Origin of the sequence: Phenylobacterium sp. NIBR 498073, from assembly GCF_027286305.1 — a bacterium.
Lineage (GTDB): Bacteria > Pseudomonadota > Alphaproteobacteria > Caulobacterales > Caulobacteraceae > Phenylobacterium.
The window spans coordinates 3,860,862-3,876,495 of sequence record NZ_CP114599.1 but is presented as its reverse complement, the minus strand read 5'-3'; the positions used below and the strand labels follow the sequence as shown (position 1 = coordinate 3,876,495).

Below are 15,634 nucleotides of genomic sequence, written 5' to 3'. Positions count from 1 at the left end.
ACTCAAGTGTCAGGCGCGCGCGGCGGCGGCGAGGATGGCGTCGATGAAGGTGTCGTGCAGGGCCGGCGGCAGGTCGTGGCCCATGCCAGGGACGACCCGAAGCTCTGCACCGGGAATGGCCGCGGCGGTGGCCTCGCCGCCGACCAGCCGCACCAGCGGATCGTCGGCCCCGTGCAGCACGACGGCGGGAACCTTGAGCTTGCCGAGCCGCTCGGTGCGGTCGCCGTCGCCGCGGATGGCGCCCATCTGGCGGACCGAGCCGGTCGGGTTGAAGGCGCGGGCGTGCTCGTCGACGGCGCGCTGGCGCAGGGCGCCGGGCGGCCAGGGATAGGACGGGCTGCCGATGATCTCGGAATTCTTCACGGCGTTGGCGAGGAAGGCCTCGTAGTCGGTGGCGGGATCGGGCGGCGCCACGGTCAGCACGGCGCCGGCTTCGGGAGTCGGATCCAGGGTGCCCGGCGCGCCGGTGGCCGACATGATCGAGGTCATCGACAGCACGCGCCCGGGATGATCGATCGCGACGGCCTGGGCGATCATGCCGCCCATCGAGACGCCGGCCACGTGGGCCTTGGCCGCGCCGGCTGCGTCAAGCACGGCGACCACATCGGCGGCCATGTCGGAGAGGCTGTAGGTCTCGCCCGGCTTGAACCAGGTCGACAGGCCGGTGTCGCGGTTGTCCATGCGGATCACGCGATAGCCGCGGGCGGCGAGCTTTTCGCAGAAGTCGACCGGCCAGCGGGTCATCTGCGAGCCGAGGCCGCTGATCACCACGACGGCCGGCGCCGTCTCGGCGCCGAAGGTTTCGTACTCGAGTTCGACCGATCCGTTCTGGGCGCGGGGCATGGGGTTTCTCTCTCGGAGGGCGAGGGCGAACCTACAGTGTCATCCCGGACAAGCGCTGCGCGCTTTCCGGGATGACACCCGTTGTTGGCTTACGGAACCAGCACCACGCGGCCGACGGCGGCGCGGCTTTCGATGTAGGCGTGGGCGCCGGCGGCGTCGGACAGCGGGAAGACCTTGTCGATCAGGACTTCCAGCTCGCCGCGGGCGGCCTCGTCGATCAGGCGCTGGATGTTGTCGTGCACCCGGTCGGTCATGATCTCGGCGCCGAGGAAGACGCCGCGCAGCTGGCGGTTGCCGCCCATCATCGCGCCGACGTCGACGACCATCGGCTCGCGGCCGGCGGCGCCGACCATCGAGACGCGACCGCGATAGGCCAGGGCGTTGATAGAACCCTGCAGGGTCGGGCCGCCGACGGAATCAACGACCACATCGACGCCCTTCTTGTCGGTCAGGCGCATGACCTCCTTCACCACGTCCTCGCGGGCGTAGTTGATGCCGTGGTCGAGACCGAGCGGCTTGAGGCGTTCCAGGCGCTCGTCCGACGAGGCGGTGGCCAGGACGGTGGCGCCGGCGCGCTTGGCGAGCTGGATGGCGGCCACGCCGACGCCCGAGGCCCCGGCCTGGACCAGGACGGTCTCGCCGGCCTTCAGGCGGCCGGCCTCGAACAGGCAGTCGTCGGCGGTGCCGAAGGTGACCGGGATCGCGGCGGCCTTCTTGACGTCGAAGCCGTCCGGAATGACCCAGCAGTTGCGGGCCGGCACCGAGCGCAGTTCGGCGTGGCTGCCCCAGTTGTTCACGGTGGCGACCTTCTGGCCGAGCTTCAGATGGGTGACCTCGGCGCCGACCGCGACGATCTCGCCGGCGGCCTGGTAGCCGACCACGTGCGGGTTGGTCATCAGCGGGCCGCGCCAGCGGTTGAGGGTGTCGCCGCCTTCGATGGCGATCGCCTCGACCTTGATGATCACGCCGCGCGGATGCAGGTCGGGATCGGGGAAGTCCTCGTATTTCAGGACCTCGGGGCCGCCGTTCTCGTAATAGACCGCCGCCTTCATGTGCTTCCTCCAAATGACTTTAAACAATTGTTTGAGGACGCTAGCCAAGACCAGGGGGGCGACGCAAGGGAAAGCATGGCCGTCCGGTCGCCATCCCCGCCATCACACGAGGCTGTGACGTGCATGCCGTGGCGTCGCGCTTGCGGAGCTAGGGCGAACCCCGTTCTTCTGTGCCAGAACGGCACACCCAGTTCAGCCCGCGGCGTTAATCCCAATGGCCCTGCTCGATAGTCAGGAACGCGTAGACGACCCGCCGCCGCCGGACGGCTCGCGGCTGGTGATCGAGACCATGTACCAGGTCGCCGCAAATCCCGAGGCATGGGAGCGGCTGATCGACGTGCTCGAAGATGACGGGCTGGGCCGCGAGCCGGGCCCCGAGATTCTGCGCGGCCTGGCGCTCAGCGAGGACATCGCCCGCTTGGCCAGCCGCCCCGACGAGGGGCCGGCGACCAGCGCCCGCCCGGACATCGGGTGGCTGCTGCTCAGCAGCCGCGGCAAGGTGATGGCGCACAACGGCGCGGCCCTGACCGCGCTGGGCGAGGCGGTGGCGGGGCTCGTGATCGGGCAGGCGGTGGCCTTCTCCAATCCCGACAACGCCGAGGCCCTGGCCGGCGCCTTGGCGCGGACGCGCGGACGCGCGGGCGGTCAGGTGATCCTGAAACTGGAACGCGGCCGCGAGGAGGGCCCGGGCTTCGCCTATGTCATGCCGGCGAGGTCCTTGCCGGGGCTCGCCGACCTGCCGGTGATGGCGCTCGAGGAGGACTGCTTCGCAGTGATGTTCCCGGCCGCGACCGAGGCCGGGCGACTGTGGAGTTCGCTGTCGGAGAGCTTCGGCCTGACGCCGGCCGAGGTGCGGCTGGCGCGCAAGCTGCGGGACGGCCGCTCGCTGCAGGAGGCGGCCGACGAACTGTCGGTCAGCGTCAACACCGTGCGCAACCAGTTGCGGGCGGTCTTCGACAAGATGGGGCTGAAGCGGCAGAGCGACCTGATCCGGGCCCTGACCGAACTGTCGTCCCTGGCCGGATTGATCGAAGCGGACGATCCGGTCCGCGCCCAGCAGGAGACGATCGCCGAGGCCCCGCCGGTGCGCTTCGTCACCCTGGCCGACGGGCGCAGGCTGGCCTATCGCGAGTACGGCGATCGCGGCGGACGGGCGGTGCTGACCTTCCACGAGGGGCTCGGCTCGAGCCTGTTGCCGCCCGGCACCGACTCTGCGGCGCGACGGCTGGGCCTGCGGGTGGTCTGCGCCGAGCGACCCGGCTTCGGACAGTCCGACCCGCGGCCGGACTACAGCTTCGACGGGGTGGCCCAGGACATGGTCGAGCTGTGCGACCAGGTCGGCCTGGAGCGCCTGCAGATCGCCGCGGTGCTGTCGGGAACGCCGTCGGCGATCCAGACCGCCATCGCCCTGGGCGAGCGGGTGACACGCGTGCAGATTTTTTCCGGCCGCCCGCCGCGGGCCCAGCCCGACCCGGCGCGCAATCCGCTGACCATGATGCGTAGCCGCATCGAAGCCAATCCGTGGTTGGTCGAGAGTTTCCTGGCGGTGCTGCGGCTGCGGCTGTCGCAGGCGATGATGATCCGGGTGATGCAACGCTCCAGCGCCCAGTCGCCCGGGGACCTGGCCTATCTGGCCGCCCACCCGGAGGCGGCGACCTATGTCGCGGCCTATATGACCGAGGCGCTGGCCTGTTCCAGTCGCGGGCCCGCGGACGAGCTGCGGGCCTTCCGGCGGGGGCGCAACATGAGCGTCAGCGGGCTGATGGCGCCGTTGGTCGTCTGGCACGGCGAGCAGGATCGCCTGGCGCCGCTGCCGCAGCTGCTGGCGTTCCTCGGCTCGCACGTGAGCGAGGTGCGCATGCGGCCGGGCGTCGGCCATTTCCTGGCCCTGCGGCATTGGGACGAGATCCTGCGCGAGATGGCGGGCGGCGCCGGCGTTCGGTGACGCGCGCATAGTGCATTTGCGTCATGCAAGGCGGTCGCGACGCAGGGTCTGCTAGGGCGGCGGGTCAGGCTGAGCGGGTGGCTCGCCCATCAGATTCTGGATTTCGACGGCGGCGGTCTGACGCCGCGACCGTCGAGGGTCCTTCGCCAGGGATCAACGTCCCGGTCCCCTGGCGTGGCCACGGCCGAGCGCCGTGGGCGGGAGCGAGGTCGTCAGGGGCGTCTTGCGGCGCTCCGGGCGCGCTGGGCCGGCTTCGGGGGAGGTCGGCCCAGGCCTCCGAGGCGGCGGATGCGGTCCCGAAGGAACCGCGTCCGCCATCTTAACGGCGGCTCAGCCGTTGCGCTTCACATAGGCGCGGATGGCGGCGATGACCCGGTCCTGATCGTCCTGCGTCAGGTAGGGGTGCATCGGCAGGCTCATCACCACCTTGGACTTGGCGTCGGTGACCGGCAGGCCGCCGGGGGCCGGATAGGCCGAATAGACGTCCTGGCGATGGATCGGGATCGGGTAGTAGACGGCGGTCGGCACGTCCTGGCCCTTCAGGTGGGCGATCAGGCCGTCGCGGTCGTCCACCTCGATGGTGTACTGGGCCCAGACGCTGACCCCGCCGTCGATCACCTTCGGAATCTTGACGACGTCGCCGAGGCCGGCGGCGTAGCGGTCAGCGACGCGATTCCGGGCCTCGATCTCGTCGGCGAAGATGGTCAGCTTCTGCAGCAGCACCGCGGCCTGGATGGTGTCCATGCGGCTGTTCATGCCGATGCGCAGGTTCAGGTACTTGGGGTCATGGTCGAAGGTCTTGCCCTCGAGGTCGGATTTCACCGCCTGGCCGTGGACGCGCAAGCTGACCAGCAGGTCGTGCAGGCGTTCGTCCTTGCACAGCACCGCCCCGCCGTCGCCGTAGCAGCCGAGCGGCTTGGCCGGAAAGAAGCTGGTGGTGGTGACGTCGGCCCAATGGATCGGGTGCTGGCCGGCGAGGGTGCAGCCGAAGCCCTGGGCGCTGTCGGAGATCAGCTTCAGGCCGTGCTTCTTGGCGACCGCCGAGATCGCCGGATAGTCGGCCGGCTGGCCGAACAGGTCGACGGCGATCACCGCCTTGGGGGTCAGCTTGCCTTGCGCCTTCACCGCTTCGATGGCGGCGTCGAGGGCGGCGGGATCGAGGTTGTAGGTGTCGTCGAGGATATCGACGAACACCGGCGAGGCGCCGACCAGCGGCATGACCTCGGCCGTGGCCGCGAAGGTGAAGGACGGGCAGAACACCGCGTCGCCCGGCCCGACGCCCCAGGCCATCAGCGGCAGTTGCAGCGCCTCGGTGCCCGAGCCGCAGGACAGCACGAACGGCGCGTCGCCGAAGGCGCCGAGCTCCTTTTCGAACTGGGCGATCTCCGGTCCCATGATGTAGGCGCCGGACCGGACGACCTTGAGGATCGCGTCCTCCAGCGGCTGGCCGAGGCGCGCGCGTTGGGCTTGCAGGTCGATGAAGGGGATCGGCATGTCGGCATCTCGCGAAACGAAGCGGCGCGCTTCATGGCACGCGTCGGGAGCCTAGGCCAAACACGCTTGTTTTCGGAACGTTTCGCCGGAAACGAAATGTCCCGGGGCGCCCCCCGACGCCACCGGGATCAGGGGCCGCCGCCGGCGCTCGCCAAGGCGGGCCGGCCCCGATTTCGCGGCGGCCGCGCGCTAGGCGGTGACGACCAGCCGGCTCAGCATCCGGCCGTCCAGCGGGCGTCGGTGAACTTGCGGTCGCCGTGTTCGAGGCCGGCGGAGGTCATCAGAACTCCTCCCACTGCTGGGCGGCGGCGGCGATCTGGGCCTGGGCCCGGCGGACCGGGTTGCGGGCCGGCTGGTGGCGGCCTTCGCGCGCGGCCTCCGGCGCGGGACGGGCGGCTTCCGCGCCGGTCCGGAAGCGGGTGACCAGGCGGGCCAGCTCGACGCCTTCGCCCTTGAGGCTGGCGGCCGCGGCGGTGACCTCTTCGACCATGGCGGCGTTCTGCTGGGTCACCTCGTCCATCTGGTTCACGGCGCTGTTGACCTCGTTGAGGCTGACCGCCTGCTCGTTCGAGGACATGGCGATCTCGGAGATCAGGCCGTCGATCTCGGTGACCTTGGAGACGATGCCGGTCAGGGCCTCGCCGGTCGCGCCGACCAGCTTGACCCCGCGCGAGACCTGTTCGGTCGAGGAGGAGATCAGGGCCTTGATCTCCTTGGCGGCGTCGGCCGAGCGTTGGGCCAGGGCCCGGACCTCGGAGGCGACGACCGCGAAGCCGCGGCCCGCTTCCCCGGCGCGGGCGGCTTCGACCCCGGCGTTCAGCGCCAGCAGGTTGGTCTGGAAGGCGATCTCGTCGATCACCCCGATGATCTGGGTGATCTGGCCCGAGCTCTGCTCGATCTCGCCCATCGCCGCGACGGCGTCGCGGACCACGTCGCCCGAGGAGATCGCCCCCTCCTTGGCGCTCGAGGCGGCGGAGGAGGCCTGGCGCGCGCCCTCGGCGCTGCGCTTGACCGTGGCGGTGATCTGGTCGAGCGCGGCGGCGGTCTCCTCCAGGCTGGCGGCCTGCTGTTCGGTGCGGTGCGACAGGTCGTTGGAGGCCGCGGCGATCTCGTCGGAGCCGCTGCGCAGCGTGCCGGTCGCCTCGGAGATCGCGCCGATGGCGGTGCGCAGCGAGTCGACGGCGGCGTTGAAGTCGTTCTTGATCTGCTCGTGCGCGCCGGTGAAGGCGGCGTCGATGTGGGCGGTGAGGTCGCCGTCGGCCAGCCGCCGCAGGCTGTCGGCGAGGATCTCGACGACCTTGTTCTGCTCCTCCTCGACCTGGCGGCGCTGGGCGTCGGCCTCGCGGCGGGCGCCCTCCAGCGATTCCAGGTAGACCGAGATCGCGAAGTCCATGTCGAGCAGGGTGGCCTTGACCAAGGCGCCCAACTCGGCGGCGACCTGCCTGGAGTTCGTCGACTTCACGCCGAAGCCGCCCTTCGGCCAGCGGGCGGCCAGCAGTTTCTCGATCAGGGCGTCCAGCACCAGGGCGTAGCCGCCGATGTACCAGCGCGGCTCCAGGCCGATCCTGGCGTGGACCTCGCCGACGGTGGTGACGGCGCTCACATAGCGCTCGTCCAAGCGGCCGCTGGAGATGGTGTCCCAGTGGTCGACCTGCTTGTTCTTGGCCCCGGAGATGTGGCCTTCGCTGGAGAAGAACGCGCGGGTCTGGGGCGTTGCGCGAACCTGCTCGTAGAAGCGGTCGAGCGCGCCCGGAAGCTCCTGCATGATGATGGATTTGACGCCCTGAATGTCCCGCAGGGCGGCCGGGGTGAGCTTGATGAAATCGAGCCGTTCGGCCAACGCGTTCGATGACGTCATGGAAGTTCCCCAGTGCAAGTCGTCGCCTGTGCGCGAATGACGGGGTCGCTTCGGTTAATGGCGCGATAACGTTGAGATGTAGAGCAAGTGTTTGGCGTGCGATTATTTTACGGAAATTGCGTAAAAGTTGGGATATCAAGATATGTGAACTGAGTTATCTAATTATTGGGGCGCCGGGTTATATGATCGGCGGCAGGTCGACCCGAAGCGTCCCGATCACGCTGGGCTGGCACCAGTCGGTGAAGCCGCACTGGGCGGGGGTGAGATCGGTGTCCTCGTAGCGCAGCTCGAGAGACAGCTGCTTCCAGGTCGCCGTCGCGCCGATGTTCCAATAGGTGCGGTCGTGGCCGCGCTCGATCCACCGGCGGCCGACCCCGGCCTTGAGGGACAGGTTCGGCCGCAGGGCGTAGGCGGCTTCGCCCTCCAGCCGCCAGGCCTCGCCGGCGCCGTAGGAGGCCTCGGGCACGAAGCTGCCGGTGGTGGTCAAAACCCAAGGGCCCTCGGTCCGGCGGGCGGCGGCCTTGAACTGGATGAAGTTGTAGGTCGGGCCCCAGACATGTTCGTTCGGGAAGGCGGTGAACATCGCCTCCGCAGTCAGCCGGGTCTTGCCGTCCTTGAGGTCGATATTCTTGCCGCCGTAGAGGTCGAGTTCGTAGGAGGTGTCGCCCGGGTCGTCGAAATCGACCTGGGTCGCGAACAGCCCGGCATAGAAGCCGTCTGGCCGCCACCAGTGGACGTAGCCCTGCAGGGCCGGGTTTCCGTCCGAATTGCTGACCCCCTGATAGCGGTAGTCGCTGGTCAGGCCGACCGATGAGAAAAGCCCGCCCCGGTTCGATTGGGCCTGGGCGCCAGTTGGGAGAAGCACGGCCGCCAGGGCGAGCAGGAGCCCGCACGGGGGAGCAGGCGATCGCAGTTTCATCTTGGCCTCGCCGCTCACTTGAGTTCGACGAGCTCAGGGCTACCTGCTCACGGATATCGATGTTACTGAAATCGCTGCATGAGTGATTTCGATATCAATCAAGTCAGGCGGCTCGACGGCGGACTGCTGCTGGTGTTCCGCGAGTGTCTGCGGCGGCGCAAGGCGCAGGAGGCGGCGCAGGTGCTGGGCCTTAGCCCCTCGGCGGTCAGTCACGCCCTGACGCGGTTGCGCGATCTGTTCGGGGACCCGCTGTTCGTGCGCAAGCCCCATGGCCTGGTTCCGACCCGTCGGGCGCTGGAACTGGAGCCGCAGGTCGAGGCGTTGCTGCAGCTCGCGGGCGCGGCGCTCGGCGGGCGCGAGGCGTTCGATCCCTCTACGAGTCAGCGCGTATTCCGGGTTTCGGCTCCTGAATTCGTCACCGACCTGATCGGCGGGCGGCTGCTGAACGCCCTGGCGGCGGAAGCGCCGGGCGTCCTCTTCACGGTCGAGCACATGGTCCAGGGGCGGGCGCTGGAGGCGCTGCGGCGCGGGGAGATCGACCTGGCGGTCGGCCGGTTCGCCGGCGGCTTCGGTGAGCATCGGACCGAGCGGCTCTACGAGGATCGCTATTGCGTGGCCGCCCGGCGCGGGCATCCGCTCATCGACGGGCGCATCGACGCCCAGACCTATGCGCTCGCCGGTCACGTCTACGCCATGGCCGGCAGCGAGACGGCGGGCGACGAGAACCTGCCCGGCCCTCTGGAGATGACGATCGTCGCCCGCGCCGGCGCGCCGCACTGGATGACGGTGCTGGTGATGGTCGCGGCCAGCGACGCCATCGCCACCTGTCCGCGACGGCTGGCGGAGCGGCACGCGGACATGCTGGGCCTGCAGGTCATGGATCCGCCCTTCGAGCCGATGCGGCTGGCGGTCGAGGCCGTGCGGCGTCGCCGGACGGACGACCCCGGGATCGACTGGTTCCTGGGCCAGCTGCGGGCGGCGGTCGGCTAGATTTCCAACCCAAGTTCACGCCGCAGGTGGTCGCAGGTGACGGCCTCGAAGGCCTCCGGCCAGGCGACGCCGAGACGCCCGGCCAGGGGCTTGGCGTGGGCCAGGAACAGGCGGGCGATATGGCCTTGCGCGGCCAGCAAGGCGGCGCGGTTGGCGGCGGGAACGGGCAGGGCCTGGAGGGCGGCGCGTTGGCCGTCGCTCAGGAACCCATTCAGCCGCTTGGCGCCGCGGGCCGCGCGGGGGACGCCGTTTTCCTCAAGCAGCAGATCGACCAGCATGCCGCGCAGCAGCTCGACGCCCTGCTGGCCGACCAGCCACTCCTGGCGGCCGAGGCAGACTGGCGACAGGCCGAGCACGCGCAGGAATTCGAAGATCAGGCGCGTGACGCGGGCGGCGGCGTCGCGATCGGGGCCTGCGGGGCGCGGCGGCGGCGCGGCGGTCTCGCCGAGCAGGCGGCGCTGGTCCGCGCCGTCCTGGCCGGCGAACTCGGCCGGGGTGAGGAAGGCGAGGTCGAAGCGGTCCCAGCCGGGCGTGACGCCCGAGAAGATGCGGCCGTGGACGAGGTGCGAGAACACCGTGACGGGGAGGGCGAGCGCGCCCGCGGCGCAGTCGCGCAGGCAGGCGGCGAGGTCGGGTTCGTCGACGACGACGGTGACGTCGACGTCGCTCCAGGCGTCGCCCACTCCCTTGGCGAGGCTGCCCGAGAGCCAGGCCGAGCGGACGCGCGGGTCGGCGGCGAGCGCGGCGACGAGGTGGTCAAGCAAGGCCTGCTGATCATCGGTCATCAGCGGCAGGCTGGCGGCGGCGGCGGGCGGCGGCAAACGATTTTACCGCCGCCCGTCCGTGAGCTTTGGGCTCAGATCTGGCGCGTGCGGCCTTCCCAATAGGGGGCGCGGACCTTGTTGCGCTGGATCTTGCCGGCCTCGGAGCGCGGCAGGTCGTGGACGAAGTCGAGGCTGCGCGGGACCTTGAAGGCCGGCAGGTTCTTGCGGCCGAAGTCGAGGATCTCCTGGGCCAGTTCCTCCGAGGGCTGGTAACCGGGCTTCAGCAGGATCACCGCCTTGACCTGTTCGCCCCACTCGTCGTGCGGCACGCCGACCGTGGCGCTGTCGGCGACGGCGTCATGCTTAATGAGCTCGTTGTCGACTTCCTGCGGATAGATGTTCACCCCGCCGGAGATGATGGTCTCGGCGTTGCGGCCGGTGAGGAACAGGTAGTCGTCCTCGTCGAAGAAGCCGACGTCGCCCATGGTGAAGAAGTCGCCGACCCGGTTGGCGGCGGTCTTGCCGGGGTCCTTGTAGTACTGGAAGCCGCCGCCGGGCGGCAGCTGGTGGTAGATGCCGCCGGGCACGCCGGGGGGCAGGTCGTTGCCTTCCTCGTCGAGGATGCGGACCTGCAGCAGCGCCGGACGCTTGCCCACGCTGCCCGGCTTCTTCAGCCATTCCTCGGACGAGATCGTGAAGCCCGCGCCGCCTTCGGAGCCGGCGTAGTACTCGCTGAGCACCGGGCCGAACCACTCGATCATCGCCTGCTTGACCTCGGGCGGGCAGGGCGCCGCGCCGTGGACGACGTACTTCACATGGTCGACGGGATAGCGGGCCTTGACCTCGTCGGGCAGGGCCAGCAGCCGCTGGAACATGATCGGCACCAGGTGCAGGTGGGTGATCTTCTGTTCGGAGATCGTGCGCAGCACCAGCTCCGAATCCCACTTGTCGATGAAGTGCAGCGGCGCGCCGGCGCCCATGGCGGCGCGAATGTCGAAGGCCAGGGGGGCGGCGTGATAGGCCGGACCGGCGCAGAGCTGGATCGAGTCCTCGTCGTAGCCGCGCAGGGCGTACATCGCCTGGGGCGTGACGACCGGCGCCTCGCGGAACACGCCCTTCGGGCGCCCGGTGGTGCCGGAGGTGTACATCATCTGGTTGCCGAGCACCGGATCGTCGATGTCCGAGCCGTCCAGGGGGGCGATGGCGGCGTCGTAGTTCGCAAAGCCCGGGATGTCGCCGCCGACGGCCAGCTTGAGCACCACGTTCGGGCACTGCTCGGCGGCGGCCGCGATCACGCCGACGCGCGCCTCGCCGACCAGCACCTTGGCTTCGCAGTCGTTGATGATGTAGGCGATCTCGTCGGCGGTCAGGTGCCAGTTGACCGGCGTGATCCGCAGGCCCGAACGCAGGGTGGCGGCCTGGACCTCGATGAATTCGGCGCGGTTGGAGCAGACGATCGCCAGGGCGTCGCCGGCCTTCAGGCCGTGCTGACGGAAGAGGCGGGTCAGTTTGTTGGCCGCCGCATTCACCTGCGCGAAGGTCCGCGAACTGCCGTCGGGATTGACCACGGCGACCTTGTCCGGCTGCAGCCCGGCCCAAACGGCGGTGGTCATCCCGGTCGCCGCCGCGGCGTCCAGGGCGGCTTCCAGGCTGGGGCGCTCTTTCAAATCTTCCATCAAATTCCTCCCGTCGCCGACGGCCGGTACGGTCCGCGCAGCGATCTTTTCTATGATCCGAGACGGTGTTTCCCCGGCGCGCGCCACGCGAAATATGCGTTGCGGGATGGGCCGCTTCCGTTTCGGAAACCTACTATCACACGGCTGGAGGCCGCCGACAACGGCGCGTGAAATCCGAACATGGACCGGATGGCCGCGGCCGATTTCGGGCCGCGGGCCCCGTGCGGGCCCCGTGCGGGCAGGGCGGGACCGCCGCAACCTGAAGAATTCGCCGAAAGCGTCAAAACAAGTCTGGCGCGCAGTCAGCGTGCGGGTCAGAATGATTGGCATACTTCAAGATGGAAACTTGCCATGAGCGAGTCACACCCCTCCCAGCGGGGTGCGCGTAGCTTTGACTCCACCGCCGCGCGCGTGGACGTCAGCAAAATGCCGCGCGTGCTGCAGCGGATCACGGCCCGCGCGCTGCGCTATCCGGGGCGGATGGCGCTGGCGATCGGGTGTTCACTGGGGGCGGCGGCGGCCAGCCTGACCCTGCCGCGGCTGTTCGGCCAGGGGGTGGACCAGGCCGGGGCGCTGCTGAAGGCCGGCGCCGCCCACGCCGGCGAGGCGCAGGGCGCGCTGTGGGGCACGGCGCTGCTGGTCATCGCCGCGACGGTGATCCGCGGCGTGCTGACCATGATGACCGGCTACCAGGGCGAATATGTCAGCCAGCGGGTCGGCTACGATCTGCGCCTGCAGTACTTCCAGCAGCTCCAGCGGCTGAGCTTCGGCTTTCACGACCGCATCCATTCGGGCGACCTGGTCACCCGCGGGATGCTCGATCTCGAAGGCGCGCGGGTGTTCATCCAGAACGGGGTGATGCAGCTGATCTCGCTGCTGCTGCTGCTCGGCTTCGCTTCGTACATGATGCTGACCACCGACCTGGTCATGGGGCTGATCGGCCTGGCCTTCGTGCCCATCGCCGGCTTCGCGCTAGGGCGGATGGGCTTCCTGCTGCGGGTGACCTGGCTGCGGGTGCAGGAGCTGATGGCGGTGCTGACCCTGACCATGGAGGAGAACCTCCAGGGCATTCGCGTGGTCCGCGCCTTCGCCGGCAAGCGTTTCGAGATGGCCAAGTTCGACGCCGCCTCCAAGGAGGCGCTCGACTTCTCCTACAAGCGCATCACCCTGCGGTTCCGGGCGGTGTCGGTGATGAGCGTGTCGTTCTACGGCTCGATGGGGCTGCTGCTCTGGTACGGCGGCCACAAGGTCGTCGGCGGGGCGATGAGCGTCGGCAAGCTGACCGAGTTCCTGACCTACATGACCCTGCTGCAGACGCCGATCCGGCAGATCGCGATGATCTTCAACGCCGCGGCGCGGGCGACCTCGTCCGGGGCGCGATTGTTCGAGGTGCTGGACCTGGAGCCGGGGATCGCCGATGCGCCGGGGGCTAAGCCTCTGGCGCCGGGCGCTGGAACGCTGCGCTTCGAGAACGTCGACTTCGCCTTCGATCCGGTCGGCAAGCAGGTCCTGAAGGATGTCAGCTTCGAGGTGCGGGCCGGCCAGACCCTGGGGATCGTCGGTCCGCCCGGCAGCGGCAAGTCGACGATCGCCAACCTGATCCCGCGCTTCTACGACGTCAGCGGCGGGGCGATCACCATCGACGGCCAGGATATCCGCGAGGTCACGCTGGCCTCGTTGCGCGAATATGTCGGGCTGGTGCAGCAGGAGTCGTTCCTGTTCGACGCCTCCATCGGCCATAACGTCGCCTATGCCGATCCGTGGGCGGACGATGCCCGGATCGAGGGGGCGGCGCGGACCGCCCAGATCCACGACCATATCGCCGGCCTGCCCGAGGCCTACGAGACCCGCGTCGGCGAGCGCGGCGTGGCGCTGTCGGGCGGCCAGCGCCAGCGGCTCTCCATCGCGCGCGGGGTGGTGCCGGGGCCAGGCGTGATGGTCTTCGACGACTCCACCGCCGCGATCGACGCGGTGACCGAGCGGCGAGTGCGCGACGCGCTGGCCGAAGCCACCGCGACCAAGGCGACGATCATCATCGCCCACCGGCTGTCCTCGCTGATGCACGCTGACCACATCGTGGTGTTGGACGACGGCGCCGTCGCCGAGCGCGGGACCCACGCCGAGCTGGTGCGGGCCGGCGGGGTCTATGCCGATCTCTACGAGTTGCAGACGCGGTCCGACGCCGAGGCCGTCCTGGACGAGGACGCCGCATGAGCCAGGACCAGGTCAGGAAGCCCCGCGCCTCGCTCGGCTCGTCCGAGGGCGAGGACATCTTCGGAACCTTCGACGCTGGGGTGGCCAGGCGCTTCCTCGGGATGATGGCGCCCTATCGCCGCGCCTTCCTGACCGCGGTGGTCGCGGTGCTGGTCTCGGCGGCCTCGGTGGTGGCGATCCCGGCGCTGATCGGGCGGGCGGTGAACGCGGCGGTGGCCCGCGACGGGGCGCTGCTGGACCAGACCCTGATCGCCTTCGCCGGGCTGGTCGCGGTCTATTCGACGGCGTTCTTCATCGAGCAGTGGCTGTCGGCGCGGCTGGCCCAGCGGGTGATCTTCGACATCCGCCGCAAGATGTTCGACCACTTCCAGGACGTGTCGCTGTCGTTCATGGACAAGACCCACGTCGGACGGATCATGTCGCGGCTGCAGGGCGACGTGAACGCGCTGCAGGAGTTCCTGGAAAGCTCGACCGGGGCGGTCGGCGACTTCGCGATGCTGATCGGCATCGCCGCGGTGCTGATCAGCATGGACTGGAAGCTGGGGCTGCTGACCCTGACCGTGCTGCCGATCCTGATCGCCGTGCGGGCGGTGTGGCTGCCGTTCTCCAAGAGCAGCTTCCGCGAGGCGCGCGACGCCTCCTCGACCGCCAATTCGGCGCTGGCCGAGAACATCAACGGCGTGCGCACCGTGCAGGAGACCCGCCGCGAGGCGGTGAACTTCGACCTCTACAAGGACAAGGCCTACGACAATTTCGAGGCCCAGGCGCGGGCGGCCTGGATGACCCAGATCATGGTGCCGACGGTCGACGTGCTGACCGGCCTGGCGATGGCCATCGTCATCGTAGTCGGCGGCAATGCGGTCCTCGGCGGGCGGCTGGAGGTCGGGGTGATGGTCGCCTTCATCTTCTATGTGCAGCGGTTCTTCGATCCCGTCCGCATGCTGTCGATGCAGTACACGATCATGCAACGGGCGATGGCCGCGGCGCACCGGATCTTCGAGGTGCTGGACGTCAAGGTGGCGATCCAGGACGCGCCGGACGCCCAGCCGCTGGGCGACGCTCCGGCGACGGTCGAGTTCAGGAACGTCACCTTCGGCTACGACCCGGCGCGGCCGGTGCTGCATGACGTCAGCCTGAAGGTAAACCCGCGCGAGGTGGTGGCGCTGGTCGGGCCGACAGGATCGGGCAAGACCTCGATCATCGCCCTGACGCACCGGTTCTACGAGGTCGACCAAGGCCAGGTGCTGGTCGGGGGCCAGGACGTGCGCGACGTGACCCTCGACAGCCTCGGCAGGACCATCGGCATGGTGCTGCAGGAGCCGTTCCTGTTCACCGGGACCATCGAGGAGAACATCCGCTACAACACCGAGGCCGCCAGCTTCGAGGACGTGGTCGCCGCGGCCCAGGCGGTGGCGGCGCACGACTTCATCATGAAGCTGCCGGACGGCTATCAGACCAAGCTGGGCCAGCGCGGGCGCAACATCTCGATGGGCCAGCGGCAGCTGATCTCGTTCGCCCGGGCGCTCGTCGCCGATCCGCAGATCCTGATCCTCGACGAGGCGACGGCGAACATCGACTCGTTCACCGAGCAGGCGATCCAGAAGGCGCTCAAGGTGTTGTTCGAGGGGCGGACCTGCATCGTCATCGCCCACCGGCTGGCGACCATCCGCGACGCCGACCGGATCATCGTTCTGCAGCAGGGGCGCATTCTGGAGCAGGGGAACCATGCCGAGCTGATGGCGACTGGCGGGCTCTATTCGCACCTCTACACCTCGGCGCACGCCTCGTTCGACGACCAGGTGGTGGCGACGACCGGCGATGCCGAGTTCGCGACGCGGACCTAGCTTCGGGCTCCGCTCATCCCGGCTTTCGCCGGGCT

11 protein-coding genes are annotated in these 15,634 nt (G+C 69.3%); 4 read left to right on the top strand and 7 right to left on the bottom strand.

Annotated features, from left to right (window positions below):
* Positions 1 to 9: 9 nt before the first annotated feature.
* Together O4N75_RS19220 and O4N75_RS19215 are read right to left on the bottom strand one after the other, a co-directional pair.
* Positions 10 to 843, bottom strand: a complete 834-nt coding sequence (locus O4N75_RS19220; RefSeq protein ID WP_269627041.1) for an alpha/beta hydrolase — start codon at positions 841 to 843, stop codon at positions 10 to 12.
* Between the two features lie 89 nt (positions 844 to 932).
* On the bottom strand, positions 933 to 1,895 hold the full coding sequence (locus tag O4N75_RS19215) for a zinc-binding alcohol dehydrogenase family protein (protein WP_267231156.1): 963 nt from the start codon (positions 1,893 to 1,895) through the stop codon (positions 933 to 935).
* 214 nt (positions 1,896 to 2,109) lie between these two features.
* Between O4N75_RS19215 and O4N75_RS19210 the strand changes: the two genes are divergently transcribed.
* Positions 2,110 to 3,840, top strand: a complete 1,731-nt coding sequence (locus O4N75_RS19210) for an alpha/beta fold hydrolase (RefSeq protein WP_269627040.1) — start codon at positions 2,110 to 2,112, stop codon at positions 3,838 to 3,840.
* Between the two features lie 330 nt (positions 3,841 to 4,170).
* Here the strand turns inward: O4N75_RS19210 and O4N75_RS19205 are convergent, their stop codons facing one another.
* The 3 genes from O4N75_RS19205 to O4N75_RS19195 all read right to left on the bottom strand — a co-directional run bounded on the left by O4N75_RS19205 (position 4,171) and on the right by O4N75_RS19195 (position 8,111).
* Positions 4,171 to 5,334 (bottom strand): DegT/DnrJ/EryC1/StrS aminotransferase family protein, encoded by a 1,164-nt coding sequence (locus O4N75_RS19205; protein ID WP_269627039.1) that lies wholly within the window; start codon positions 5,332 to 5,334, stop codon positions 4,171 to 4,173.
* Positions 5,335 to 5,614: 280 nt separating this feature from the next.
* A complete protein-coding gene (locus tag O4N75_RS19200; protein ID WP_269627038.1) occupies positions 5,615 to 7,192 on the bottom strand; it encodes a globin-coupled sensor protein in 1,578 nt (525 codons plus the stop codon).
* 178 nt (positions 7,193 to 7,370) lie between these two features.
* The gene (locus O4N75_RS19195) at positions 7,371 to 8,111 is read right to left on the bottom strand and encodes a TorF family putative porin (RefSeq protein ID WP_269627037.1); all 741 of its coding nucleotides are present in this window, start codon (positions 8,109 to 8,111) and stop codon (positions 7,371 to 7,373) included.
* Positions 8,112 to 8,189: 78 nt separating this feature from the next.
* Here O4N75_RS19195 and O4N75_RS19190 point away from each other — a divergent pair, with 78 nt between their 5' ends.
* The gene (locus O4N75_RS19190; RefSeq protein WP_269627036.1) at positions 8,190 to 9,101 is read left to right on the top strand and encodes a LysR family transcriptional regulator; all 912 of its coding nucleotides are present in this window, start codon (positions 8,190 to 8,192) and stop codon (positions 9,099 to 9,101) included.
* Here O4N75_RS19190 and O4N75_RS19185 read toward each other — a convergent pair.
* Complete coding sequence (locus O4N75_RS19185; protein ID WP_269627035.1) at positions 9,098 to 9,922, bottom strand: nucleotidyltransferase domain-containing protein; 825 nt, start codon at positions 9,920 to 9,922, stop codon at positions 9,098 to 9,100. The genes O4N75_RS19190 and O4N75_RS19185 overlap by 4 nt on opposite strands.
* Positions 9,923 to 9,957: 35 nt before the next feature.
* Positions 9,958 to 11,541 carry an AMP-binding protein gene (locus O4N75_RS19180; RefSeq protein WP_269627034.1) on the bottom strand — a complete coding sequence of 528 codons (1,584 nt, stop codon included), beginning with the start codon at positions 11,539 to 11,541 and terminating at the stop codon, positions 9,958 to 9,960.
* A 426-nt stretch (positions 11,542 to 11,967) separates the two neighbouring features.
* Between O4N75_RS19180 and O4N75_RS19175 the strand changes: the two genes are divergently transcribed.
* A complete protein-coding gene (locus O4N75_RS19175; RefSeq protein WP_269627033.1) occupies positions 11,968 to 13,755 on the top strand; it encodes an ABC transporter ATP-binding protein in 1,788 nt (595 codons plus the stop codon).
* Positions 13,752 to 15,599: an ABC transporter ATP-binding protein gene (locus O4N75_RS19170; protein ID WP_269627032.1), complete on the top strand. Its 1,848-nt coding sequence runs from the start codon at positions 13,752 to 13,754 to the stop codon at positions 15,597 to 15,599. Before O4N75_RS19175 ends, O4N75_RS19170 begins: the two co-directional genes overlap by 4 nt.
* The last annotated feature ends 35 nt before the right edge of the window (positions 15,600 to 15,634 follow it).

What these genes read in the sequence shown, in the direction of transcription:
- O4N75_RS19220 (WP_269627041.1), bottom strand. Translation starts at nt 843, where the DNA reads ATGCCCCGCGCCCAGAACGGATCGGTCGAACTCGAGTACGAAACCTTC.
- O4N75_RS19215 (WP_267231156.1), bottom strand. Translation starts at nt 1,895, where the DNA reads ATGAAGGCGGCGGTCTATTACGAGAACGGCGGCCCCGAGGTCCTGAAA.
- O4N75_RS19210 (WP_269627040.1), top strand. Translation starts at nt 2,110, where the DNA reads ATGGCCCTGCTCGATAGTCAGGAACGCGTAGACGACCCGCCGCCGCCG.
- O4N75_RS19205 (WP_269627039.1), bottom strand. Translation starts at nt 5,334, where the DNA reads ATGCCGATCCCCTTCATCGACCTGCAAGCCCAACGCGCGCGCCTCGGC.
- O4N75_RS19200 (WP_269627038.1), bottom strand. Translation starts at nt 7,192, where the DNA reads ATGACGTCATCGAACGCGTTGGCCGAACGGCTCGATTTCATCAAGCTC.
- O4N75_RS19195 (WP_269627037.1), bottom strand. Translation starts at nt 8,111, where the DNA reads ATGAAACTGCGATCGCCTGCTCCCCCGTGCGGGCTCCTGCTCGCCCTG.
- O4N75_RS19190 (WP_269627036.1), top strand. Translation starts at nt 8,190, where the DNA reads ATGAGTGATTTCGATATCAATCAAGTCAGGCGGCTCGACGGCGGACTG.
- O4N75_RS19180 (WP_269627034.1), bottom strand. Translation starts at nt 11,541, where the DNA reads ATGGAAGATTTGAAAGAGCGCCCCAGCCTGGAAGCCGCCCTGGACGCC.
- O4N75_RS19175 (WP_269627033.1), top strand. Translation starts at nt 11,968, where the DNA reads ATGCCGCGCGTGCTGCAGCGGATCACGGCCCGCGCGCTGCGCTATCCG.
- O4N75_RS19170 (WP_269627032.1), top strand. Translation starts at nt 13,752, where the DNA reads ATGAGCCAGGACCAGGTCAGGAAGCCCCGCGCCTCGCTCGGCTCGTCC.